Genomic DNA, 23794 nt, shown 5'->3' on the forward strand with positions numbered 1-23794 from the left:
CATCTATTTCATTCATTCTACCATTCAAAATACCTTACCTATTGTAACAAAAAACAGCCTACACTACAGTCATGAATGATTCAAGCATTTAATTTTTCCAGACTCAATGCCGGCAGTACATAAAAAAGACCGTACGATCGGTACGGTCTCTCATAGGCTCTTATAGCCCGTCATATAATGATTGAATCGGCTGAACTAAAATGCGGTTTACTTCTTCTAAAACAGTGCTCATCGCCATTTCTGCTTCAAGCATTGCTAAAATCTTTGGATTTTGCTGTGCAAGCTGTGCTGCTTTTTGTAAGTAGACATATTCATCTTCTTGAAGTTCTTCACCAGCTGCCTGCTTCTGCTGCAGCTTCATTTGAATATCACGGAAATTCGTAAATAATACACGCGCTTCCTCGTCAGCACGAACTTCCTCGACTGACTCTTGCAATGCCTTGAATTCCTGTGTCTTGCGGAAGGTAGCTTCCAGTTTATTAATGTCATCATAAATATTGATCATCTGTATGCCTACTCTCTTTTTAATTAGTTTGTAAAGAACACAATGAAGGCTTGCACAATACCGACTAACCCACCGATAATCCCACCGAGCCATGTAATTAGTCGAAGCTCTTTACTAATAATACCTAAAACAAGCTCCTCTAATTTAGCTGTTGGGAAAGAATCCACTTGCTCACGGACTACTTCTGCTAAGTTTAGACGCTGCAGTACATCTTCAATTTTATTTTCTGCTTCTATAAATACCTTATCCAGTAGTTTTGGAAGCAGCTCATGTTTTGCCCAGTCATTTCCCTGCGGCCAATAATCTTGAATTCTTTTGTCCAAACGTTCATCTAACGCTAATTCTCGTTTAGCATATTCCTGAATATTGGCTGCTATGCTGTCGAAATTGACATCCTTCATAAAATCCATTGCAGGGCGTTCCTTTATTTTCTCCCACTCTGCTATGAAAATCCGATTCAGAAGGGCGCTTGTCCCCGGAGCCTGTAAAAATTTCACCAGCTCTCGCTGTACCTTTTCTACCAGAGAAGAGGAATCGCCAACGAACATTTGAATCATACCACCAATTGAACCTTTTGACGATAAAAAGTCATCGAGCATATTACGGATGGTCATATACCCTTCTGGTGATAAGAAGTAATCTTCTCCCTTTTGAAGAATCTGCTCAACCGCTTCCGGAATTTTGCGGTCCAGTACCGGTTCTAAGTCCTCTGGAAGCAGCTCATGAATCTTCTTTGCAGAGAGCACATTCTTCATATTTTCAAACTGGCTGTAGATGATAACATCTACCTTCCCCTCCACTGTTGCAGGAAGATGACCGAACCCAGCCAGCTCAAGCCAGTCTTTTAATGTTTTATCGTTTAAAAAGATTTCCTGCTCAACTTTCTGCTGCGCAAACTGCAGAACGTTCCTGCGCACTTCATCTGATAAAAATTTCTTTCGAATAGTGGCCGGTGTTAGTAAATACTCCGTTACTGTTTTACCAAGCTGAACCGCCAGCATATCCCGGCGTTTTGGAATAAGTCCAGGTGTTAACGGCAGTCGCCATTTCATAAAATAAATAGGCTTGTAGGGGCGAAAGAGCATTTTAATAGCCATATAATTTGTCGCTGCTCCAACGATTCCTCCGACACCCGCTAAAAACAAGATTAAAACAAATAAATTATCCATTGAATCCTCTCATTTCCTTTTCAACTTTTTTTATTATACCACCGAAATAGGAATTATAAGCTGTTTGGCAATTGCATAGGGCCCCTTTATCAAGTACGATTGAACAGGGAGGGAAGTTCCATGATTCAACATTTTAGTTATAAACCTTTATATGAAAATACACAACTTCCAGGTTGGATACTATCATTTTTCTATAAACAAAAGCGTTATCAAGCCGAATATAGAAAAGATGGCGGTATTCAATATATCGGAGAGGCACCATTGCCTGAAGAGCGGGAAAGTGTTGAAAAAATGATTCATGAGTTAATGCTATTCCACGTATATGATTGAGGATAAGTAAGGGCAGGTTCTGTACTTGTCCTTCTTTTGCGTACAGCTCAAAAAGTCGACAAAATGCTTATATTACATTATAATTAGAACTATAACGTGATGGTTTGGGGTGATAATTTGGGAACGAGAAATTAAAAATAGGTGAACTGGCTGCGCAAACAGGCGTAACAAAACGAACAATCGATTATTATACGAATCTCGGCTTATTGCAAGTTGAACGTTCAGCATCAAATTATCGCTATTACGACCGCGCAATGATGGAACGGATTCATTGGATTGAAGAGCAAAAAACTCAGGGTAAATGCCTGGAAGAGATTCGTAGAATGCTGAGTGTCGAAGAACCTATTGCTGAAGAGGTTGATGTTCAGGAAATTCGTCTACAGATGAAAAAACTGGAACACGATGTTGCAAAGCTTATGGATCAGCTTGACGAAAAGGAAAAGCAAAAGATACGAAAAAAAGTGTCACCTGAAAGTGTGGCACTCATGCAGTCTCTATTATTACTTTTAAATAACTAGGAGGTGAACGTTCTACTTCGTGAGTAGAACGACTAATTGTCCACCGCAATTAACTTAACGATTTTCATCATTTTATTGGCATTAACGGCCTTTTTCGTAGCGACGGAATTCGCCATCGTAAAAGTACGCCAATCCCGGATCGACCAGCTTGTAGCAGAGGGAACAGCAGGAGCGCTTTCTGCCAAGAATGTGACAACGCATCTTGACGAGTACTTATCTGCCTGCCAGCTAGGTATTACCGTGACAGCCCTTGGTATAGGTATGGTCGGGGAATCGACGTTCGAATTCATTCTGCACCCTTTATTTGAATCAGTAGGGATTCCAACTGATTACATCCACTGGTTTACAATCGGTGCAGCATTCGTCATCGCCACATTCCTGCACGTAGTTGTTGGGGAGCTGGCTCCGAAAACTGTCGCTATTCAAAAAGCGGAAGCAGTTACACTTGCTTTTGCCAAGCCAATTATGATTTTCTATAAAATTCTTTATCCGTTCATTTGGTTCCTGAATGGTTCGGCTCGTCTTCTTGTCGGCCTATTTGGTATGAAGCCGGCGAGCGAGCACGAACTATCCCATACAGAAGAAGAACTTCGTCTCCTTCTTTCCGAAAGTTATAAATCAGGCGAAATTAATATGAACGAATTGAAATATGTAAACAATGTATTTGAATTTGATGATAAAATTGCGCGTGAAATTATGGTGCCGCGAACGGATATCGTTGGGTTTGAAGTGAACGCAACATTCGAGGAAGTACTTACACAAGTGTCGGAGGAACGATATACACGTTACCCTATTTATGAAGGAGACCGCGATAACATTCTAGGCTTCCTAAATATTAAGGACTTCCTGACATTAGGAATGAAAAACCGGATCCGTCCCGAATCATTCAAATTAGAGGACTTTATCAATCCGGTTGTTCGTGCCCTCGAAACAACACCGATTCATGATTTACTCCAAAAAATGCAAAAAGAGCGTATTCATATCGCTATTCTGCTTGATGAATATGGCGGTACAAGTGGTATGGTAACGGTCGAGGATATCTTAGAGGAACTTGTCGGTGAAATCCGCGATGAATTTGATGATGATGAAATCCCAGAAATTCGCCGTGTGAGTGAAGACCACTACATCCTTCATTCAAAAGTTCTTCTTGATGATGTAGCAAAGCTTTTATATATCGAACTAGAACACTCAGACGTTGATACGATCGGCGGCTGGTACTTTACAAATGATGTAGATCTGGATATGGAAAAATCCCTCTATCATGAAGGGTACAAATTTTCCATCAAGGAAAAGGACGGCCATCAGATTCAATATCTTGAAGTAAAGAAAGAAGCGGCTCCTATACCACAGGCAATAGCCGAATAACAGCAAAAGGCGGGCAAAATTGCCCGCCTTTTTCATTAGTTCTATCTGCTTGATCAGCAGCCCTTAAAAGTATGGTAAAATATCCGAACAAAATCCACTTATCCTACTCAACTAAAAAAACTGCAACTCTTTACACAGAAAAACGTCCTTTATGAAGGGCCGTAAAGACTATCCTGAAACCTGTACAACAAGGGACTGTCTGCTAACTTAAATTGATTCCTCTGCTTTAGTCAAATTCTCCATCCCCGCATAATACACTGTGAATAAGTGCTTGATAGAAATTGGATAGAATCCATTTTTCTTTTGTTTCATCTGCTCATAAGTAACTTTTATGAAGAAGTCATGCCAGCAGTTTGTTTTACTATACATATGTTAAAGGAGCTTTGTATGGAAGATTTTATTTTGTTAATTAAACACTTCATTATTGGAATTGTACAAGGTGTCACCGAACCAATCCCTGTATCATCCAGCGGGCATGTAATGATTGCCTCTGAAATTCTTGGTCTTGGCGAGCAAGGATTTACTTTTGCTATCTTAACAAATACCGCGTCTTTACTTGCTGTATTATTCATTTATCGGGAAGATATTATCAGGCTGATAGTAAACTCCCTTCGTTATATACAGACGAGAAACAGCAGATACGCTGCTGACTTTCGCTTTGTCCTTTTGATCATCGTCGGTTCGATTCCCGCTGGAGTTCTAGGTATTTTATTGAGCGATGTCATCGCTGAAAATGTCAGTATGACAACAATTGCGATTATGTTATTTGTAACAGGAACGGCAATATGGCTGATTCGCAATATGCGCGGTAAAAAAAGCGATGCGGACATCACCGTTAAGGATGCTTTTCTTGTGGGACTTGGGCAAGCAGTTGCCCTCACACCGGGAATCAGCCGCTCCGGTGCTACAATCATTTCAGCGATTGCTGTAGGAATGAAACAAGAAACAGCCCTTCGCTATTCCTTTATGCTCTACATCCCTGTCAGCCTAGGAAGTGTCGTCTTAGGAATTTCCGATTTCGTCAATGAACCAAATAAAGCTGAACTAGCTCTTCCATATGCCGTCACATTTATTGCGACTGTATTCATGACCTATTTTGCTATGAAATGGTTCATGGGGATTATGAAGCACGGGAAATTGATTTACTTTACGTATTATTGCTTTATTGTAGGCGCCCTGCTCCTGATCTTTTACTAAAGGAAAAAGACTTGCTCTATGCTGTAGAGGCAAGTCTTTTTGTTTTTATATATCTGCGGCCAAACATCATGTAAAAATACGTGGAAGCTATTAAATAAAGGCCTCCAGTAATAGAAAAGGCATATGCATAGCCCCAATAGGTTCCGAATTCCGTCACTAGCCATGCTGCCGGCAGTCCCATTGTCGCCCAGCCAATATTAAATACCATCTGATTAACCGAGTTGGCCAGCCCTTTGTATTTATCATGCACGACATCCATGGCAATGGCACTCTGAATCGGATTTCCTGCATTCATCAATGCCTGTCTTAGTAAAAATCCTACGCTTGCTAAAAATAAGGAGCCCGTATAGGCTGTCAAAAATAAAAATGGAATGGAGGCAATCTGGAAAATGACCAGTGCTCTTACCTTCCCTACCCGTTTTACGAGGCGAGGCCCTATTAGCATAGCAACGGCAGTCATTGCTGAACCAAGTGCCAGGATAAATCCGATATACGAATTCGTTGCATCAAATCGGTTGGCAAAATATAAATTAAGATACGGAATAACAAGACCAGATCCGGTACCAATTAATAAGTTAGCAATACTAAAGAGGATGATGACCTTTAAATTTACTTTGAAATCTGCCACCGTCTGAACCTCTTCCTCCTGCTCCTTCCCTTCTTCTTCTGTTTCTTCTATTTTAATAGGCTTCAAAGAAAATAGAGGCAGCAAGCCTGCTACGAAACACAATACGCCTGTCAGTAAAGAAATTTGGATGCTTGCAACATCGCCTGCGCCTAACATAAGTGCCAAGTCCGCAATGATCCCTCCAAGCAGGCTTCCTACTACGTTTGCCACTGTTACAAGTGCAAAATGAATACTGAAGAGCTGCATACGTTCAGAGGGTCTGGAGTTTTCAGCCAAGAAAGGGACTCCCGATACTTGAGTTAACGCCCAAACAACCCCCGTCGCAAACCCCAGTACCAACATCGGCTGCTCAGCTGTCACAATGCTCCTTCCCAATAGCATAATGGCAGTCAAAGCTGTTCCGGTTATTAAAATCCACTTACGGCCAAACTTATCGCTTAAAATCCCTGCTGGTACAAGCATGATAGCGGTCGCTAGAGAAGTTACAGAGATGACGCTCCCATTCACTGCTTCTGGCAGGCCAAGCTCACGGATATACAAATTGTACATAACACTAAAAACACCCATTCCAATCTGAATGAGAATATTGGCGATAATAAATGTACGGATATTTTTGTTATAGGATTTTACTTGTTGAAGCCACTTTTTCATGGAAACGCACTCCACATTCCTTTTATTTCGGTTCCCTAAATAATACGATGTTTCCATAAATTTCGCAATACGAAATAAAACTTTTCTGAAATTTTCATATATCTTTGCGATTTTAAAATAAAACATAGTAAAACAGGGAGAGAAAAATGGAACATTTTTCTCTCCCTGTTTTTATTGGTTTTTCTATACTTAGATGCTACCTATAAACAAACTCTTCTTCCCCATCGATCAACCGATTTGTACTACGGAAGCCTAGACTTTCATAAAGCTTTTTCGCTGCATGGTTATGCGGCTCTGTAGACAAATAAATGGCATGGCAATCTTCGTTTTTCTGCAATTCAGCGATGATCAGCTCCATCGCTTTTCTTCCATAGCCTCTCCGCTGGAACTTATGATCAATCATTAAACGGCAGATCATATACTGCTGTTCATCAGGAATAAAGCCGTACATGGCGAATCCTACTAATGTTTCTTCCACCTCAATGGCTTTCGTCACCCAATAAGGCTCAAATTGCGCTTGCACAAGTGACAACGCATTTGAAGCGACAAATTCCTCACAAATTGCCGGCATTTTCCCGCTGGTTGATAAGAAAACTACCTTAAGCCAATTTTGTTCTGTCACTTCCACCAATCTCATTCGGGTTCACCTCTTCCTTACGGGCAGCCCATCCAATTACGTATGCAATGACTTCGCTTGCAGACGGTACATTGTTTCATAACGTCCTCCTAAAGCGATTAGTTCATCATGAGTCCCGAACTCCACAATCTCACCGCGATCTAAGACTAAAATTTTATCAGCATTTTTAATCGTCGATAAACGGTGAGCAATAATGAATGTCGTCCGGCCTTCCTTCAATACTTCCATCGCATGCTGGATAATTTCTTCAGTTTCCGAATCAATATTGGAAGTCGCCTCATCCAAAATAAGAATGGCCGGATCGAATGCCAATGCCCGTGCAAAAGAAATTAATTGACGCTGTCCCGAAGAAAGTGTGCTTCCTTTTTCAATTACAGGCTCATCTAGACCCTTTTCCAAGTTCTTCAATACACGCTCTCCACCGACAGCTGTTAATGCCTGCTCCACTGTTTCACGCGTAATCCGCTCATCATTCAGGCTAACGTTAGAGGCAATGGTGCCTGTAAATAAGTAAGGATCTTGCAGAACGATGCCCATATGATCACGTACAGCCTGTCGCGGAAGGTTTGCCAGATCTGTTCCATCAATCATTATTCGGCCCTTTTGAGGATCATAGAAGCGGAACAGTAAGTTCATAATAGAGCTTTTCCCTGAGCCTGTATGACCGACCAGTGCTACTGTTTCTCCTTTTTTCGCTTCGAAATTTAAATTTTTCAGTACGTAATCATCACCTTTATAGGCAAATGATACGTTTTCGAATACGACATTTCCTTCATAACGAGGCACACGTTTTGTACTAACCTCTTCACCATCTTGTTCCAGCAGCTCAAATACACGCGAACCTGCCACCAAGGAACGTTCCAGCTGAGAAAATTGGTTGACAATGTTTACAATTGGATTAAACAAGCGTGTAATATAGTCGACGAATGCGTAAAGCGTACCGGCAGATACAGCTTCCGGTAATGTCATCGATTGTGTGCCAAAATAAAAGATGAATACAGCAAACATGATTAAACGCATCACATTCACCAGATTGTGTGCTGTCGCAGAATCTAAAACAAGCAGTTTACGATTGTATTCATAATGCTCCTCGTTCATCTCTGCAAACTCTTTTTTCATTTGATTCTCACGGCGAAATGCCTGGATAATAGTCATCCCATTGATGGATTCATTAATCATTGCGTTAATATCGGCAATTTTTGTCCGGATGACATGATTGTAGGCTGATGCATATTTACGATACAGAATCATCCAAATGTATACGATTGGGATGAGGATCAACGTAAATGATGCCATCTTCCAGTTCAAGATAAACAGTGCAATATAAACCCCTGCAATGGAAATAATACTTGTTGCAAACTGAGAAAGAACGGTAACATAAAGATTTCTTACTGCTTCCGTATCATTTGTAACACGGGCAACAACTTTTCCCGCCGGTAGAGTATCAAAGTAATGTACCGGTAATTTCTGGATATGCCCAAAAACATCCTTTCTCATCTGCTGAACGACACGATTGGCTCCCCGCTGAAGGCTTAAAAACATAAAATAACGGAATACCGCTGTTAGAACAGCTAATAGGAAGAACAAAGCTAAAAGCCATGCAATCGGCTCTGCCTCTAGATTTCCCGGTTCCATATAATGGTCGATAATATATTTGGCAATGAACGGACCTGCAATATCAGTCAGGACAGCTAACGTTAATAAAAACAGACCAATTAAAATTGGCTTTTTAAATTTTAATGCGTAAAGATACAGTCTTTTCGATGTACTCATGCGTCCACCTCCTCTAGCTGCTGGCGGTCATATTGTTCTTTATACCAGCCACCTAGAGCAATCAGCTCTTCATGCGTACCACGCTCTATAATGACCCCATCATCTAATACAATGATTTCATCGGCATGTTGGATACCGGAGAGACGATGCGTCGAAATAATCGTTGTTTTTCCTGACCGCTCTGTCTGAATATTTTCAATGATTTTGGATTCTGTTTTTGCATCGACTGCTGACAGAGAATCATCTAAAATTAAAATTTCCGGGTTTTTAATAAGCGCACGTGCAATGGACACACGCTGCTTTTGACCACCGGATAGGGATACACCCTTCTCACCGACAAGCGTTTCCAAACCCATCGGCAAATGTTCTAAATCTTTTTCAAAATATGCAAGACGGATTGCTTCTGCTATATCTTCTTCCGTTGCATTCTCTTTACCAAACTTGATGTTCTCGCGAATCGTACGTGAAAACAGCACATGGTCCTGGGGTACATAGCCAATCCAGTCAAGTACTTGTTCCTTCGTCAGCTTTGCCAAATCCACATCACCAATGACAATCTGGCCTTCCCCAAGCGGGTATTCCATAAGAAGCTGTCGGATGAATGTTGTCTTTCCAGCCCCTGTTTTCCCGACAATCCCAAGTGTCTGCCCCTTTTCCAGATTTAAGGAGATTTGCTGTAAATTCTTTACTTGTGACAGTGGATACTGGAAGGTAAATCTATCAAACCCGATTGCATGTGGAGTATCAACTTTTTGAGGGGAAGCAGGGTTTTGCACGTCTGCTTCGTAGTCAAGCGTCTCCTGTACACGATCTAGAGAGGCACTGCCCTGCTGCATGACGTTAATCAATTCGCCGATAGCAAACATCGGCCAAACCGCAAGCCCCAGATAGACATTAAAGGATACAAGCTGGCCGACTGTCAGTTCCCCGTTGGAAACGAGAACAGCGCCATACCCCAATGCCACTACATAACAGATTGCTGTTCCTACTTTTGTAATAGGCATAAACAGACCATTGATAAATGCCACTTTCATATTCTTTTGATACACGTCTTCACTCATATCAGCAAAACGCTGCTCATCCTTCGCTTCCTGTACGTACGCCCGGATGACACGTACTCCTGCTACAGATTCAAGGACGCTGTCATTCAATTCCCCGAATGATTCCTGTGCGATCATATAACGCTCGTGCACAATTTTTCCTAGGTATTGAATAATGAGCGCCATTATCGGTATTGGCAGCATAGCGAAAAATGTGAGCTTCCATGAAATGAAAATACCCATAGCACAAATAATGGCCCCCATATAGACCGTAGAATCAATAAGTGTCATGACGCCAAAACCAGCAGTCAGCGACACGGCATTCAAGTCATTCGTTGCCCGCGCCATCAGATCGCCTGTGCGGTTCTTTTCATAAAACGTAGGCGTCATTCTCAAAAACTGGTGCATTAACCTTTTTCGTAATATACGGTCAAGCTTGATTGCGCCGCCAAACAACTGATACTGCCATACATAGCCCATCGTATAGCTTAATATCACTGCGAGCAAAATAGCACCGACATACATCCATAGCTGGCCATTTGTCATGCCCCCGCTTGTCATATCATCAATTGCTTCTCCGACTAACCAAGGCGGAAGCACTTCAATGATACTTGCCAAAATCAATAGCACGATCGCTATTGTGTATTGCTTTTTATACTCTTTGAAAAACCACTTTAATTTAAACAGTACATCAAACATAAGACCTCTTTCCTTCCTTCTCCTTCGATTCCACTACCCGCTATCAAGCGATTCCTTTGTAAAAAACGTTCTTGTTGCCTTAACAATTCTCATTTTAATTCCTCCTCAATTTTTCTCACACCGACCTGAGCTGCACGGTTTCCCGCCAAACATCCGCTTCCCTAAAGAAGCAATGGCTGGATGAAGATAGGGTGGGAAATCATTTTTCCAACCAAAAAAACACCTACCCTTTTTAGGATAAGTGCCTAAAAAAAGTACAGGTAAACCTCACCTGTACTCCTTCTTTTATGCGCGTTTCAAGCAAATAATGAAAAGAATGGCTGCAGGATGGGGGAATGATGTTTAATTGCTGGCGAATTTTTTTTAATAGTCATCATTTCCGGTCCTCCATTCTTTACGATTATTTAGTGTACCTTAACATTAGCATACAAAAATTTCCGTTGTCAATATTTTTTGAAAATATAATATTTTATGTCAAATCCATATAAGACTTTCCCTTTTCTGTAAAAAGGGCTGCCACTTTATTGAAGGCAAAATTTGTTTTTTCTTTTGAAATATTTTATGATTATCTTATCTAATATTTTTTCTCATAGGAGGTGTATTCTTTGCTTGCCCCGCTCATTTGCGCCGTAAGCAAAGATAGTATTTGGACGTAGATATAGTTGAGCTAACCATTAAGCTCGGAGCATTCGCTCTATTAATTGCCGCTACGGCATTTTTCGTTGCAACAGAGTTTGCCATTGTAAAGGTAAGAACAACCCGGATTGATCAGCTTGTTGTAGAAGGCAACAAAAAAGCGATCAAGGCGAAGAAGGTAATTTCAAATTTGGATGAATACTTGTCTGCCTGTCAGCTAGGTATTACAATTACAGCGCTTGGTCTCGGGTGGCTGGGTGAACCGACATTCGATTTAATCCTGCATCCGTTATTTGATCTACTTGGTTTAGAAGCGCGTGTCACTTCTTTACTGTCGTTTGCTCTTGCATTTGCAATTGTTACATTCTTGCACGTTGTTGTAGGGGAGTTAACACCAAAATCGTTTGCTATTCAAAAATCTGAAGAACTTACTTTACGTTTGGCTGGACCACTGATTTTATTCCATAACATCATGTATCCATTCATTCGCGCTTTAAACGGTTCGGCACGTGCGCTTGGCCGCTTGTTCGGCCTGCGGGCTGTATCAGAATCTGAAGTCGCCCACTCGGAAGAGGAGCTGCGTATCATTCTGACAGACAGTTATAAGGGCGGTGAAATCAATTCTTCAGAGTACGAGTATGTAAATAGTATTTTCGAATTCTCCGATCGTCTTGCAAAAGAGATTATGGTTCCTCGTACTGAAATTACCAGCATAGAAAAGGATTTAACTTTGCGCGAGGTATTTGAAGTGATGGGGGTTGAACAATATACACGCTACCCTATTACAGATGGCGACAAGGACCATGTAATTGGACTTGTAAACATGAAACACCTGCTTACTGCATATATTAAAAACCCGTCGAATGGTGATAAATTGGTAACTGACTATATGCAGCCAATCATTCGGGTAATCGAAACAATTCCGATCAGTGACCTGTTGCTGAAAATCCAGCAGGAACGCATCCATATGGCCATTTTAATGGATGAATATGGCGGTACATCTGGTCTTGTTACAATTGAAGATATCATCGAGGAAATTGTAGGTGATATCCAGGATGAGTTCGATGAGGACGAAATCCCAGAAGTACAGGAAATCACAGAAGGCGAGCATTACATCTTTGATGCAAAAATGCTGCTGCAGGAAGTCAATGACCTTCTTGGGACAAACATTGAGGACGAAGACATTGATACAATCGGCGGCTGGTTCATGACACAGCATTTTGATGCAGTTGAAGGTGACACAATCGAGGCCCATGGCTATGAATTTAAAATTAAAGAGCTTGACGGTCATCACATCCTATACCTAGAAGTAACAAAGATCCCAGAAAAAGACGCAGAAATCTTCGAAGAATAATTACGGATAGGAAAACGACTCTCTCATTTCAGGGGGGTCGTTTTCTCGTATCTTTAAATCTTGCGAGGGGGAAACATTTTGGAATTATATTCAAACTTGCGTGCTGGCGAAAAAGGGGCTTGGCTATCCATCGGGACGTATATCTTTTTAAGTGCTATGAAATTAATAGTCGGTTATTTGGGAGCCAGTGCTGCTCTAAAAGCAGATGGTCTAAATAATACAACGGATATCATAGCATCCATTGCCGTTTTGATCGGACTGCGGATTTCTCAAAAACCCCCGGATCGTGTCCATCGGTATGGACATCTGCGTGCGGAGACTATTGCTTCACTTATTGCATCATTCATTATGATGGTAGTGGGACTGCAGGTGCTTTCTACTTCTATACGAGGGATGTTCGCTCCCGTGCAGGAAACTCCTTCCATAGTAACCGCGGTTGTTGCCCTCTTCAGCGCGGCCATCATGTATGTTGTCTATCGCTACAACCTGGCACTGGCTGATAAAATTAAAAGCTCTGCCGTTCGGGCAGCCGCTTATGACAATCGCTCAGATGCCCTCGTAAGTATTGGTACTGCCATCGGTATTCTTGGAGCAATTTTTGGCTTTCCAATCATTGATATTATTACAGCATTAATCGTCGGATTGATTATCATCAAAACAGCTGTCGAGATTTTCTGGGAGGCTGTCGTTACACTAACAGATGGGTTCGATACGGAAGAAACAGAGACGCTGAAGGAGCTAATTGAAAAGGTAGAGGGTGTCATCGACATTACGGATTTAAAAGGACGTGCTCATGGAAATATGAGCTTTATCGATGTAACAGTTACGGTCAACCCTTATTTAAACGTTATTGAAAGCCACAAAATCAGCGATCAGATTGAAACGACTGTCCAGCACTTTAATCCGTATTGTATCGTGCTCGTGCATATCGAGCCTCATTTTATACCGCCAACTGCGGATTCCCCCTAATAAAAAATGCGAAATGGGACAAGCCCACTTCGCATTTTTATTTTTTTTGCTGCTCTTTTGCCTGGTCCTGCTTACGTTCCATCTTTAGTCCTTTATAACGGATAATGGCACCAATCAACACAAAAACCCATCCAATTGCTAAAAATGCAAGCTGCATTGTTTGATTGTCTGCCGGTAAAATCCCAAAGATCACTGCCGCAATGACCGCCATTCCTGAAAAGGAAATAAGCACTCCAGCCATAACGATACTCATAGTAGCACCTCTATTTATTCAATAGGTACATTATACATCATTAAGCTGTTACGTCACGTTTATTAAAGATAATAAAACTGCTTAAAACGAATAGAACCGCATAAACTGCTAACACAGTTAATGAAAACGGCAGTGTGACCCCTTCTAAATATGGTGTAGCGCCGCTTGCATGCTGTGTTAAATCCGAATGGGAAATCCATACGAATTTAGCAAAGCTGTACTTGCTCATTAGTGAGATAATCAAGGCACCCATCATAGAAATGACAAGCGTCAGACCAATTGCTAAAGAGCTTGAGCGGAAAATAGAGCCCAGCATGAAAGCAAAGAAGATGGACATGAAAAAGTCTCCAAAAGATAAAATAAAATTCTCAAAGATAGGTTCCCATACGTCTATTTCTTTAATTACACCATCTACCATTTGAAGCTCTTGAGAAACATCCGTTCCCCATAATAGCAGTCCTATTAAAGAGGAACCTGCCAGACATACCGCATATAACAGCAGGCCAAATAGAATAACTGTCAATAGCTTCGATAATAGAATTTTTGTTCTGGATACAGGTCTTGTCAGCAGCATTTTAATCGTGCCTGTCGAAAATTCCGAAGAAACGATTCCCGCTGCCACAACAACTGAAAAAATCGTGACCATTACCATGAGTCCTACTCCATAGCTCAGATAACTATCAAATGTAGTATTGACAGCAAGAGGAATATCTTCCGCTAGGCGATACTCATTAAGCGCAATCTGTTCATTAAAGTAGGCCGCATCTTCCGCTGGAATCCCTTCTTCCTCCAGCATACTCTTATACATATTCGTATCCTCTTCTACAGAAGTACGCCAGTCCTGATTATCATCCTCTGTATATTTCATTACAAATGCTGGGACGACTGCTAACAAAATCGTTAATGCCAGCATCGTCCAAGTACTTTTTCTAGCCCATAGCTTCATCCATTCGTTTCTAATGTATTTCAGCAATTGCGCCGCCTCCTGTCATTTCTAGGAATTGATCTTCGAGCGTTTTCACATGCGGCTGCACAGTATATAATTGTACGCCCGCTTCGAATAGGTGCTGTGTCAGCACAGGGACATCCTTTTTTTCGATTTCGACAATCATGCCGTCCCCTTGTACAGTAAATGTATAGCCATGTTTCTCCAAAACAGCAGCCCCTGACTGAACTGAAGTCGGTTCAATATAATAAAGAGAAACTACTGTATTTTGCAGATCACGGATGTCGATCAGCTTTCCGTTCTGAATGACGGCTACCCGGTCGCACATGAGCTCAATTTCGGATAACAAGTGGCTTGAAACAACGACAGCGAGCCCCTCTGTTTCGGCAACATGCCGCAAATAAGTACGGAATTCTCTTATACCTGCTGGATCGAGCCCATTTGTTGGTTCATCCAAAATTAGAAACTTTGGACGATGTAAAAGTGCTTGTGCCAGACCGAGACGCTGGCGCATTCCCAAGGAATAAGTCCCCACTTTTTCGTGTATCCTCTTTTCCAGACCTACCTGCTTCACTACCTCATCTATCCGCTCTTTTGTCACTCCTTTATGCATACGCGCAAAGTGAAGCAGATTTTTGTAGCCCGATAAAAACTTATACATTTCCGGATTTTCTACAATAACCCCCACTTGTGAAATCGCCTCTTCGTAATGATCAGCAAGTGACTTGCCGTCGATCATTATTTCCCCGCTTGTCGGATACATAAGGCGTGTCATCATGCGGATCGTCGTTGTTTTCCCCGCCCCGTTTGGTCCGAGGAATCCTGTAATCTGACCTGGATAGAAGTCCAGGGTAATATCCTTGATAATCTGCTTTCCTTTAATCGTTTTCGATAAGTTTTTTAATTGAACAATTGGCTTTGCCATTTACCTCACCTGCTTTTCATATAATGATTTCATCCATTCCACTGCATCCTCGTTCCGTTCATCACGAATAAGTTCCATTTCCTCCATTGCTGTCAGTCTGCCATCACGAAGCAGAATGACCTGATCCAAAATCGGCTCCACCTCATTCACCTCATGAGTCGAGAGGACGACAGACTGATTTTCCATATCGATGAAACGGATTAGTGCCTTAATCAGCGACTCTCTCGCAAGCGGGTCCAGTCCTGCAAAAGGCTCATCAAGTAAGTAAAGTGATGCCTCACGTCCTAATGTCGCCGCCATTTTAATACGGGCACGGTTTCCTTTTGATAACTTTCCAAGCTTGACTGTTGTCTGCGCCTCTAAATGCTTGGCGATAATGTGGGCCTTCTCCAAAGAAAAATCGGCAAACTGCTCACTATAGAAGCGGAAAACCTGTTCCCCTGTATAACTTTCATAAAACAGATCAATATCAGGTGAATAGGCTATTTTATCGGCAGACCGCCTTGTCACTTCCCGGCCTCCCAGCTGTATTAACCCATTGTTCGGCCGAAGAAGGCCCGCCATCAATTGAAGCAGCGTTGATTTTCCACAGCCATTTTCCCCAATCACGCCGATAATCTGGCCAGTCGGAATGGTAAAGGAAACATCGTTAACGATTGTTTTTTTTCTGTATTTAAACAGTACATTTTCCAATTGCAGCATATCCTCACCCTCCTTTTTTCAAGACTTCAATCATCTCTTCTTTTGTAAACCCCAATGAATCGATCATGGTCAGGAACTGCGTTGCTACCTGCGTCATCATCTCTTCCCTCAGCTCCCCAATGCGTTCCTCATTTGTGGTAATAAACGTTCCTTGCCCACGCTTTGTTTCTGTCATTTCCATTGCTTCAAGCTCCTTGTATACACGTTGTACTGTATTCACATTCACACCGCTTTCTATCGCATATTCACGAACAGAAGGAAGCTTCTCCCCCGGCTTCAAATATCCTTTCAGGACGTCTCCACATATGCGGTCGACCAGCTGTGCATAAATCGGCTTATCCTTTGAAAAATCCTGCGTCATCGCGTGATCACCCTTTCAATCCATTTACTTGCCGCGATAAAGCAGATGGCCATCACCAGCCACATAGCCAATTCCTCGACGATATACAGGCTGTAAAAGTTTACAAGTACATCCTCCGATGTGAATACCGGCATATTCTTCTCTAGGAAAGTCAGAGGAATCTCCCCATGTATTAGCAGTTTGTCGTATAAAGAGGAAGTCGCAATCTTATCAATCGCAAATAAAAACAAGCCGAATAACATCCCTGTGATAATCACACTTCCATATCTGATATATCGTTTCAACTGGATATAAACTGCATAGAACAGCAGAGCCACTACTGAGGTAAGGATTCCGAGAAGGAAAATGATGCTAACGACCAGCCCCTGCAGCCAAATAATTTCACCGGTCGATCCATCGATAATACCCGTCGTCCAATGAAAAAAGAATGTATAGAATGCACTGATCAATGTCGTCCAAGCGACGGTATAAAATAGCTTAGCACCGATAAGCACAGTTATTGGACTGCTATTATGCAGCCATAACTCCTTTTCCTTGCTGCCTCTTCTAATACTGAAAAGAAACTGCCATGGCATCACGCTTCCTATTAGGAGTAAGCCAAGAAACAGCAGCCCTATCCTAAATTCCTCTTTCGCTATATTGACGTGAATGAAGCGTCCTTCAAACATAGGTAATAAACCAATGGATACTGCTCCTACTATGAAAAAGATAATTGGCCAGGCCTTATACATATGCCATTCTTTTTTTACGAGACTCCAAAACTTGCGCATATAAATCAACGCCCTTCAAAATGTTGTATTAGTGTACTATTGACATAGTACACTAATACCCTATGAAGCGCAACCGCTTTTATAATATTTTTCCAAATAAAAAAAGACATGGAACATTAACCATGCCTTTAATGACCTCCTATACCTTACCGCTTCCCTCTGTCAAACCATGTTTGACCGCGTAAAGGGCAGCCTGTGTGCGGTCTTGTACTTCAAGCTTTGTAAAAATATTTGAGATATGCGTCTTCACGGTTTTTTCCGTTACAAATAGAGAGGAAGCAATTTCTCGATTGCTTTTTCCTTTTGTAAGCTCGGCTAGTACATCCTGCTCACGAGGTGTTAAGGGATTTAATACGTGCGGAAGATTCTCCTCTTCACGTAACCCCTCTTCTAACTGTGTCGTTGCTTCAGGATGAATGGTATTTTCCCCACGCATGATGAGCCGGATTGATTCCACTAATTCATCCGGCTCGATATCTTTTAATTGATAGCCCGATGCTCCTGCCTCGATGGCGGGCAGCACATGGTCTTTATCCGAAAAACTCGTCAGCATCAATACCTGCACATCCGGCCATCTCGATTTGATGCTTTTCGTCGCCTGGATACCGTCCATTTCTGGCATGACTAAATCCATTAGTACAATATCCGGCTTTAACGAAGCAGCCATATCAATCGCTTCCAGTCCATTTTTTGCTTCTCCTACAACCTCTATGTCTTTTTGCGTTTTTAAGAAAAACAGCAGACCTCGACGCACTACATGATGGTCGTCTGCAATTAACACTCGAATCATCTCATTCTCCCCCTAATATGGCAAACGGATCAATAGTTCCGTCCCCTTCCCCAGTTCACTTACCCAGTCAGCCGAACCGCCGATTGCTTTTGCCCTATCCCTGATGGATTGCAGTCCCATGGAAGGAAGCGCCGCGTCTGGATCGTGGGCAAATCCCCGTCCTTCGTCTTTGATGACGAGCAAGACATCGGTAGGCGTTACTGTTACAAACATTTCTGCCTGTTTTACTCCTGCATGGCGCCTTACATTATTGAGCGCTTCCTGCGAGATACGGAACAACGTCTCCTCTACTCTCGATGGAAACTGCAGCACACCAGAAACCGTTACGTCCAGTTTTAATCCGAGCATTTCTGCATAAATTTTAATTGCATCGATAAGACCGCTTTCAAGTCCTCTTGGCCGCAGTTGCCAGATAAGCGCTCTCATTTCATTTAAAGCTTCCTGGGTCAGATTTTGGATTTCTTTAAATGTATCCTTCACTTCCATATCCTCTGTCATTTCGATTCCTGCACGTGAAGTCAGCGTAACAGAAAACAGCAATTGATTGACGGAGTCATGCAGGTCCCTGGCAAGCCGATTACGCTCCTGAACGAGTGCAATCTCCTGCTGTTCATTTACGAGGAGAATCCGTTTAATGGCAGAGCCTAACTGGAACGCAACAGATTCTAATAGTTCCAGCTCTTCCTCTGAAAAGCGAATCGTATTTTTAGAAGCAACATTTAGGATGCCAAATTTCTCCTGTCCTGATTGAAGCGGGACTGTGGCATGATGCGTGATACCTTCCGGGTCGCCTATTTCCGCCTCATTGGCACTCTCAATCCGCTGGCATTCAATAATATTGGAAGCTCTCTTCAGCTCATCATTGCGATAGCGGGATACACACCAGCATCCGCCATGCTTCAAATATTCGCATTTATTGTAGCTGAGTGCCCTAGGTAAATTTTCATGAGCGACAAGTTCAGCCTTGCCCTTCTCATTGATAAAGAAAATCCAACCTGTATCGAATTTCGTTCCACTTAAAAATTTATGAAGCGCCCCGCGCAGCATCGGAATCATTTCTGTTTCTTCATTCAATAGCTCTGCAATTTCTTTTAAAATCGTTATGTTCGAATGATCATTCATATTGTCACCTTCTCTTCATCCCTTACTTCATCTATACCATAACAAAGAGCGTGCCGCAAACTGCAGCACGCTCTTTTCATATACCGAATATGGAAATGTTGTTATAAACAAAATGCATATTTTGTTTAGATAATGACAATTAAAATGTACCTTCGCCCTTTAAATAATCGATCCGGTAAACATCATGCCTGCGGTCTTTCAAATGCTTTACCGTACCATTTTGGCGTTGTCTGCGGAGAACCTCCAGATCAATATCGCTGATTAATACCATTTCGACATTTGAATTTGTTTCCCCTACAATCCCGTCACGTGCGAATTCAAAGTCACTCGGCGCAAAAATGGCAGACTGGGCATATTGAATATCCATGTTTTCTGTATGTGGAAGATTGCCGACCGTTCCGGAAATAACCGTATATACCTGATTTTCAACAGCACGGGCCTGTGCACAATAGCGCACTCGCAAATATCCTTGCCGGTCTTCTGTACAAAACGGAACAAAAATAATGTTAGCGCCCATATCTGTGGCGATACGCGCAAGCTCCGGGAACTCGATATCATAGCAGATCTGGATAGCAATCCTGCCACAGTCCGTATCAAAGACCTTCACTAAATCCCCATTAGAGATCCCCCACCATCTTCGCTCATTCGGTGTAATATGAATTTTATATTGTTTCTCAATCGTTCCGTCTCGGCGGAATAAGTATGCAATATTATAGATTTCATCATTTTCTTCTTCTACGAAATGCGAGCCGCCAATGATGTTCACATTGTAACGTACCGCTAAATTCGTAAATAGCTCGATATACTGAGGGGTAAATTCTGTTAATTTGCGTACTGCCTGAGAAGGTGATTTTTCATTTAAAAAGGACATCAGCTGCGTCGTGAAAATTTCCGGGAAGACGACAAAGTCAGCCGCTGCATCAGACCCGACATCTACAAAGTATTCACACTGCTGTGCAAAATCGTCAAAGCTTGCGATTTCCCTCATCATATACTGCACAACGCAAATACGAACCGGGTAGCTCGTTTTAAAATGGCGCTTTGACTGCGGCATATAGTCTGCATTATTCCATTCCATTAACGTAGCGTACTTCCCTGAAGCAACATCGTCCGGCAGGTAATTCGGATTTACGCGCATCAGTGTGAAGTTGTTCATGATCTGGAATGTTAATACTGGATCATAGATTTTATGACGGCTTACTGCATCTACATATTCACGCGGTGTCATTTCCGAGGCATGCAGATGATAGTTCGGTATGCGTCCGCCAATAATAATGGATTTTAGATTTAATGTTCTTGCTAAATCTTTTCTTGCCTCGTAAAGGCGCTGCCCCACCTTCATCCGGCGGTATTGAGGATGGACCATTACTTCGATTCCGTACAGGTTATAACCGTTCGGGTCGTGGTTTGTAATGAACCCATCATCTGTAATATCGCTCCACGTATGGCGGTCATCATATTCATCAAAGTTAATACGCAGGCTGGAGCACGATCCGATTACCTGTCCTTCAAATTCAGCGACAATCTGTCCTTCCGGAAAAATGGCTAAATGGCTATATAAATGCTCTCTTTTCCAAGGGGACATCCCAGGAAAGGATACACGTTGGATTTCTAACATGGCATCAATATCTTCATGCTGCATGTTTCGTATAATCATTTTCTTTTCAAACTGTGAAGTATCTAGTGATTCACTCAAATTTCACACCTCCTCTACCCATATACCCAATTCTAAACCCTTTCAATCGAAACGATTTACTTCTTATTTAGAACGCTCTATAATCAAGAAAGCAAAATAAAATAAGAAGTAGAGGTTTTTTTATGAATAAAAAACTGGAAAATAGCCTGCTGATTATCTGGGTTACATCACTTGTGGCTACTCTCGGCTCTCTTTATTTTTCGGAAATAAAAGGCTACATTCCCTGTGAATTATGTTGGTATCAACGTATTCTGATGTATCCGATTGTCATCATATCTACTATTGCATACATACAAAAAAATGCTCGCATCGCCCTCACTACAGCAGTATTCGCTTTTATTGGCGGCAGTATGTCTCTTTACCATTACGGCATTCAAAAAGTCTCCTTTTTGCAAGAGAACGCACCGGCCTGTGGACAAGTATCCTGTACAGGAGCATATATTAATTGGCTTGGCTTTATTACGATTCCGTTTTTGGCATTGACTGCTTTTATTATTATCGCCATTACAAGCTTTTATATGCTTAAGGTATTAAAGGAGGAAAAATAACGTGAAAAAATTAGGAATTATCGGTGGGATAGTTATTATTCTGTTCATTGGCATTATCGTTTTAACAAACATGTCTAACTCAGATAAACTAAAGGACAACCCATACGGCACAGAAAATCTTCAACAGCCTACAATTGATTTATTAGATGATGAGAACTACCAAAACATTATCTTGCCGGAGGATTTAGAAAAGAAAATTGAATCTGGTGAAGGGGTATTCGCCTACTTGTTCAGTCCAACTTGCAGCTACTGTAAACAGTTCACACCAAAATTAATGCCTGTTGCTGAAAAAGAGGATATTCAAATCGATCAGTTAAATGTACTGGAATATGAAAATGCCTGGACGACTTATCAGATTGAAGCAACACCTACGCTAATCTATTTTGAAGACGGCAAGGAAGTTACGCGTTTAGTTGGGGATCATAGTGAAGATGAAGTCCGCCAATTCTTTGCGAGTGTAAAAAAATAAAAACAAAAGGTCGTGTCCTTTAATAGAGGACACGCCTTTTTTAAAATCGGAGGAAAAAAATGTTTCAATATGAAGTTATGCAAGATGGGGAGACAGTAGAAGAATTGCTGCGAAACAAATGGCGCCTTGGGAAAAAGCAAGTACATGAGCTGCGTATGGCAAAGGCGGTACTATCCGAAAGGGAACCTGTTAACTGGAAAGAGCCTCTTCCAAAAGGGACTAAATTAACTTTTATGTTCGATATCCCCTCCTCAGCCTACAAGCCGATGAATGCTTGCGGTGTCGAAGTACTGTATGAAGACGAACATTGCCTCGTTGTCTCTAAGCCAAAAGGAATGTCCACACACCCGAATACTCCTTCTGATACAGATACTTGCATGAACCATGTCATGGCGTATGTACAGGCAAACGGAGGACAGTACGCAGAGCATGTGCACCGTCTTGACCAAGGGACAAAAGGTTTACTGCTCATTGCCAAGCATCCGATTGCCAAATCAGTATTTGACCGGATGCTTGAGGAAAAGAAAATTATTCGGACATATGAAGCTGAAGTACAAGGCAATATTAGAACGGATAGCGGTACTATTAATGCGCCAATCGGAAAGGACCGCCACCATAAAACACGGCGTGTCGTTTCGTCATCAGGTCAGCATGCTATTACTCATTATGAAGTAGTAAAGCGTTTCAAGGGAACATGCCTTGTTCATCTAGTGCTAGAAACCGGGCGTACGCATCAAATCCGGGTTCATCTTGCCCATATCGGTCATCCTATCGTAGGCGATACGTTGTATAATGCGCGCCAAACTTCTAACGGTGACTATAAACTCCATGCCATTCAATTGGATTTTATCCATCCTTTTACAAATCATAATATTACAATTAAAGACAAATAATAGAATATTATTCCGAATGTCTGTATCTTTCTCCGGGAAGATATGGGCTTTTCTTATTCTCCAGTATCCCTACCAGCTCTAAAATATTCCTTTTTTTTACATTTTAAAGGTCAGGGAGCATCATATATTTTTTTTCCTTAAAAGCATCCTTCTTTCTATTAAAATTTTCCTATTTTTAGATTATGATTATAAAAAATTATTCTTTTCATAATAAAGGAGGATTGTATTTGTTTACAGATATTAAGAAAAATGAAAGCCTGTTCTTAATAAATGATACGGTACTTGATCGCTTTAATGTCATTCGAAAAGAATTAGAGCTTATTACGCTAAGCATCCCGCCTAGTTTTGACTGCTTTCAAGTATGGAATATATTCGTTGATTTCTGGATAAAAGCTGCTTTTTCTAAAGATGATTTAATCGAGCATCCACATCATTCCCTTATTTACATAGTTCGTAAAACGATCATTTACGAAGCTTTTCAATTGCAGGCCGTCCATCGGGTGCTGCCTTTAACATATAAGAATGACCGGTTCGCCTATTTATTTTCTCTTTATACGCTGATCGAGCTGGATCAGTTTTTTATTTCAAAAACAAAACAGGATGCTGAATATGCAAGTTATCTGGATGATTTGCTGATGTATGCCTCTAAAGATATTTCCAGCTATTTCGATGAATCATTTCAAACCTTGGAATCCTATCCGAAGCAGCTCGCAGTTACCCAGGCAAAAGTATTTAAAAAAATCACCGAAATTGCTGCCGAATGTCCATGTGAACTAAACGAGGCTGTCGAAAACGGTATTAAGGCGGCAAAAGATATGTACTATCTCTTATATGATACATTTATTTAA

The 23794-nt window shown here is 41.6% G+C and carries 26 protein-coding genes; 10 read left to right on the forward strand and 16 right to left on the reverse strand.

Annotated elements, in window-relative coordinates; genetic code table 11:
* Nucleotides 1-160 precede the first annotated feature (160 nt).
* Nucleotides 161-505 (reverse strand): YlbF family regulator, encoded by a 345-nt coding sequence (locus tag AA0Y26_RS18825; RefSeq protein WP_413363560.1) that lies wholly within the window; start codon nt 503-505, stop codon nt 161-163.
* 23 nt (nt 506-528) lie between these two features.
* On the reverse strand, nt 529-1674 hold the full coding sequence (locus AA0Y26_RS18830; protein WP_413363561.1) for a DUF445 domain-containing protein: 1146 nt from the start codon (nt 1672-1674) through the stop codon (nt 529-531).
* Between the two features lie 120 nt (nt 1675-1794).
* On the opposite strand from AA0Y26_RS18830, the gene AA0Y26_RS18835 reads away from it, so the two are divergent.
* From AA0Y26_RS18835 to AA0Y26_RS18845, 3 genes are all read left to right on the forward strand, one after another.
* Nucleotides 1795-2004: a YheE family protein gene (locus tag AA0Y26_RS18835; RefSeq protein ID WP_413363562.1), complete on the forward strand. Its 210-nt coding sequence runs from the start codon at nt 1795-1797 to the stop codon at nt 2002-2004.
* Nucleotides 2005-2183: 179 nt separating this feature from the next.
* Nucleotides 2184-2522, forward strand: a complete 339-nt coding sequence (locus AA0Y26_RS18840) for a MerR family transcriptional regulator (RefSeq protein WP_413368317.1) — start codon at nt 2184-2186, stop codon at nt 2520-2522.
* A 36-nt stretch (nt 2523-2558) separates the two neighbouring features.
* Nucleotides 2559-3887 (forward strand): hemolysin family protein, encoded by a 1329-nt coding sequence (locus tag AA0Y26_RS18845; protein ID WP_413363563.1) that lies wholly within the window; start codon nt 2559-2561, stop codon nt 3885-3887.
* A gap of 207 nt (nt 3888-4094) precedes the next feature.
* Here the strand turns inward: AA0Y26_RS18845 and AA0Y26_RS18850 are convergent, their stop codons facing one another.
* Nucleotides 4095-4256, reverse strand: coding sequence for a hypothetical protein (locus AA0Y26_RS18850; RefSeq protein WP_413363564.1), 162 nt, complete (start codon nt 4254-4256; stop codon nt 4095-4097).
* 18 nt (nt 4257-4274) lie between these two features.
* Here AA0Y26_RS18850 and AA0Y26_RS18855 point away from each other — a divergent pair, with 18 nt between their 5' ends.
* Nucleotides 4275-5084, forward strand: coding sequence for an undecaprenyl-diphosphate phosphatase (locus AA0Y26_RS18855; protein WP_413363565.1), 810 nt, complete (start codon nt 4275-4277; stop codon nt 5082-5084).
* Nucleotides 5085-5100: 16 nt separating this feature from the next.
* Here the strand turns inward: AA0Y26_RS18855 and AA0Y26_RS18860 are convergent, their stop codons facing one another.
* The 4 genes from AA0Y26_RS18860 to AA0Y26_RS18875 all read right to left on the reverse strand — a co-directional run bounded on the left by AA0Y26_RS18860 (nt 5101) and on the right by AA0Y26_RS18875 (nt 10512).
* Nucleotides 5101-6363, reverse strand: coding sequence for an MFS transporter (locus tag AA0Y26_RS18860; RefSeq protein WP_413363566.1), 1263 nt, complete (start codon nt 6361-6363; stop codon nt 5101-5103).
* A 196-nt stretch (nt 6364-6559) separates the two neighbouring features.
* Nucleotides 6560-7000 (reverse strand): GNAT family N-acetyltransferase, encoded by a 441-nt coding sequence (locus AA0Y26_RS18865; RefSeq protein WP_413363567.1) that lies wholly within the window; start codon nt 6998-7000, stop codon nt 6560-6562.
* A gap of 36 nt (nt 7001-7036) precedes the next feature.
* Complete coding sequence (locus tag AA0Y26_RS18870; RefSeq protein WP_413363568.1) at nt 7037-8773, reverse strand: ABC transporter ATP-binding protein; 1737 nt, start codon at nt 8771-8773, stop codon at nt 7037-7039.
* Nucleotides 8770-10512 carry an ABC transporter ATP-binding protein gene (locus AA0Y26_RS18875; protein ID WP_413363569.1) on the reverse strand — a complete coding sequence of 581 codons (1743 nt, stop codon included), beginning with the start codon at nt 10510-10512 and terminating at the stop codon, nt 8770-8772. Before AA0Y26_RS18875 ends, AA0Y26_RS18870 begins: the two co-directional genes overlap by 4 nt.
* A 646-nt stretch (nt 10513-11158) precedes the next feature.
* On the opposite strand from AA0Y26_RS18875, the gene AA0Y26_RS18880 reads away from it, so the two are divergent.
* On the forward strand, nt 11159-12502 hold the full coding sequence (locus tag AA0Y26_RS18880; RefSeq protein ID WP_413363570.1) for a hemolysin family protein: 1344 nt from the start codon (nt 11159-11161) through the stop codon (nt 12500-12502).
* 78 nt (nt 12503-12580) lie between these two features.
* On the forward strand, nt 12581-13471 hold the full coding sequence (locus AA0Y26_RS18885) for a cation diffusion facilitator family transporter (RefSeq protein ID WP_413363571.1): 891 nt from the start codon (nt 12581-12583) through the stop codon (nt 13469-13471).
* Nucleotides 13472-13508: 37 nt separating this feature from the next.
* On the opposite strand, the gene AA0Y26_RS18890 is transcribed toward AA0Y26_RS18885, so the two are convergent.
* From AA0Y26_RS18890 to AA0Y26_RS18930, 9 genes are all read right to left on the reverse strand, one after another.
* On the reverse strand, nt 13509-13724 hold the full coding sequence (locus tag AA0Y26_RS18890; RefSeq protein ID WP_413363572.1) for a hypothetical protein: 216 nt from the start codon (nt 13722-13724) through the stop codon (nt 13509-13511).
* 40 nt (nt 13725-13764) lie between these two features.
* A complete protein-coding gene (locus AA0Y26_RS18895; protein WP_413363573.1) occupies nt 13765-14697 on the reverse strand; it encodes an ABC transporter permease subunit in 933 nt (310 codons plus the stop codon).
* Nucleotides 14681-15595: an ABC transporter ATP-binding protein gene (locus tag AA0Y26_RS18900; protein WP_413363574.1), complete on the reverse strand. Its 915-nt coding sequence runs from the start codon at nt 15593-15595 to the stop codon at nt 14681-14683. Before AA0Y26_RS18900 ends, AA0Y26_RS18895 begins: the two co-directional genes overlap by 17 nt.
* On the reverse strand, nt 15596-16297 hold the full coding sequence (locus AA0Y26_RS18905) for an ATP-binding cassette domain-containing protein (RefSeq protein ID WP_413363575.1): 702 nt from the start codon (nt 16295-16297) through the stop codon (nt 15596-15598). It lies immediately after the preceding gene.
* Between the two features lie 4 nt (nt 16298-16301).
* Nucleotides 16302-16658 (reverse strand): GntR family transcriptional regulator, encoded by a 357-nt coding sequence (locus AA0Y26_RS18910; RefSeq protein WP_413363576.1) that lies wholly within the window; start codon nt 16656-16658, stop codon nt 16302-16304.
* On the reverse strand, nt 16655-17428 hold the full coding sequence (locus AA0Y26_RS18915) for a hypothetical protein (RefSeq protein WP_413363577.1): 774 nt from the start codon (nt 17426-17428) through the stop codon (nt 16655-16657). Before AA0Y26_RS18915 ends, AA0Y26_RS18910 begins: the two co-directional genes overlap by 4 nt.
* A 139-nt stretch (nt 17429-17567) precedes the next feature.
* Entirely contained in the window at nt 17568-18218 is a 651-nt protein-coding gene (locus AA0Y26_RS18920) for a response regulator (RefSeq protein ID WP_413363578.1), read from the reverse strand.
* 12 nt (nt 18219-18230) lie between these two features.
* A complete protein-coding gene (locus AA0Y26_RS18925; protein WP_413363579.1) occupies nt 18231-19340 on the reverse strand; it encodes a GAF domain-containing sensor histidine kinase in 1110 nt (369 codons plus the stop codon).
* A 139-nt stretch (nt 19341-19479) separates the two neighbouring features.
* A complete protein-coding gene (locus AA0Y26_RS18930; RefSeq protein ID WP_413363580.1) occupies nt 19480-21036 on the reverse strand; it encodes a GNAT family N-acetyltransferase in 1557 nt (518 codons plus the stop codon).
* 122 nt (nt 21037-21158) lie between these two features.
* Between AA0Y26_RS18930 and AA0Y26_RS18935 the strand changes: the two genes are divergently transcribed.
* The 4 genes from AA0Y26_RS18935 (at nt 21159) to AA0Y26_RS18950 (ending at nt 23794) form a co-directional block, all read left to right on the forward strand.
* Nucleotides 21159-21584 (forward strand): disulfide oxidoreductase, encoded by a 426-nt coding sequence (locus AA0Y26_RS18935; protein WP_413363581.1) that lies wholly within the window; start codon nt 21159-21161, stop codon nt 21582-21584.
* A 1-nt stretch (nt 21585) separates the two neighbouring features.
* Nucleotides 21586-22053: a thioredoxin family protein gene (locus AA0Y26_RS18940; RefSeq protein ID WP_413363582.1), complete on the forward strand. Its 468-nt coding sequence runs from the start codon at nt 21586-21588 to the stop codon at nt 22051-22053.
* Nucleotides 22054-22112: 59 nt separating this feature from the next.
* Nucleotides 22113-22946, forward strand: coding sequence for an RluA family pseudouridine synthase (locus tag AA0Y26_RS18945; protein WP_413363584.1), 834 nt, complete (start codon nt 22113-22115; stop codon nt 22944-22946).
* Between the two features lie 227 nt (nt 22947-23173).
* On the forward strand, nt 23174-23794 hold the full coding sequence (locus AA0Y26_RS18950; protein ID WP_413363585.1) for a hypothetical protein: 621 nt from the start codon (nt 23174-23176) through the stop codon (nt 23792-23794).

The sequence above is a fragment of the Lysinibacillus canaveralius genome (genome assembly GCF_047301505.1).
Taxonomy (GTDB): Bacteria; Bacillota; Bacilli; order Bacillales_A; family Planococcaceae; genus Lysinibacillus_B.

What these genes read in the sequence shown, in the direction of transcription:
- AA0Y26_RS18855 (WP_413363565.1), top strand. Translation starts at nt 4,275, where the DNA reads ATGGAAGATTTTATTTTGTTAATTAAACACTTCATTATTGGAATTGTA.
- AA0Y26_RS18905 (WP_413363575.1), bottom strand. Translation starts at nt 16,297, where the DNA reads ATGCTGCAATTGGAAAATGTACTGTTTAAATACAGAAAAAAAACAATC.
- AA0Y26_RS18945 (WP_413363584.1), top strand. Translation starts at nt 22,113, where the DNA reads ATGTTTCAATATGAAGTTATGCAAGATGGGGAGACAGTAGAAGAATTG.
- AA0Y26_RS18830 (WP_413363561.1), bottom strand. Translation starts at nt 1,674, where the DNA reads ATGGATAATTTATTTGTTTTAATCTTGTTTTTAGCGGGTGTCGGAGGA.
- AA0Y26_RS18890 (WP_413363572.1), bottom strand. Translation starts at nt 13,724, where the DNA reads ATGAGTATCGTTATGGCTGGAGTGCTTATTTCCTTTTCAGGAATGGCG.
- AA0Y26_RS18935 (WP_413363581.1), top strand. Translation starts at nt 21,159, where the DNA reads ATGAATAAAAAACTGGAAAATAGCCTGCTGATTATCTGGGTTACATCA.
- AA0Y26_RS18925 (WP_413363579.1), bottom strand. Translation starts at nt 19,340, where the DNA reads ATGAATGATCATTCGAACATAACGATTTTAAAAGAAATTGCAGAGCTA.
- AA0Y26_RS18900 (WP_413363574.1), bottom strand. Translation starts at nt 15,595, where the DNA reads ATGGCAAAGCCAATTGTTCAATTAAAAAACTTATCGAAAACGATTAAA.
- AA0Y26_RS18865 (WP_413363567.1), bottom strand. Translation starts at nt 7,000, where the DNA reads ATGAGATTGGTGGAAGTGACAGAACAAAATTGGCTTAAGGTAGTTTTC.
- AA0Y26_RS18875 (WP_413363569.1), bottom strand. Translation starts at nt 10,512, where the DNA reads ATGTTTGATGTACTGTTTAAATTAAAGTGGTTTTTCAAAGAGTATAAA.
- AA0Y26_RS18920 (WP_413363578.1), bottom strand. Translation starts at nt 18,218, where the DNA reads ATGATTCGAGTGTTAATTGCAGACGACCATCATGTAGTGCGTCGAGGT.
- AA0Y26_RS18870 (WP_413363568.1), bottom strand. Translation starts at nt 8,773, where the DNA reads ATGAGTACATCGAAAAGACTGTATCTTTACGCATTAAAATTTAAAAAG.
- AA0Y26_RS18910 (WP_413363576.1), bottom strand. Translation starts at nt 16,658, where the DNA reads ATGACGCAGGATTTTTCAAAGGATAAGCCGATTTATGCACAGCTGGTC.
- AA0Y26_RS18850 (WP_413363564.1), bottom strand. Translation starts at nt 4,256, where the DNA reads ATGTATAGTAAAACAAACTGCTGGCATGACTTCTTCATAAAAGTTACT.
- AA0Y26_RS18915 (WP_413363577.1), bottom strand. Translation starts at nt 17,428, where the DNA reads ATGCGCAAGTTTTGGAGTCTCGTAAAAAAAGAATGGCATATGTATAAG.
- AA0Y26_RS18825 (WP_413363560.1), bottom strand. Translation starts at nt 505, where the DNA reads ATGATCAATATTTATGATGACATTAATAAACTGGAAGCTACCTTCCGC.
- AA0Y26_RS18835 (WP_413363562.1), top strand. Translation starts at nt 1,795, where the DNA reads ATGATTCAACATTTTAGTTATAAACCTTTATATGAAAATACACAACTT.
- AA0Y26_RS18860 (WP_413363566.1), bottom strand. Translation starts at nt 6,363, where the DNA reads ATGAAAAAGTGGCTTCAACAAGTAAAATCCTATAACAAAAATATCCGT.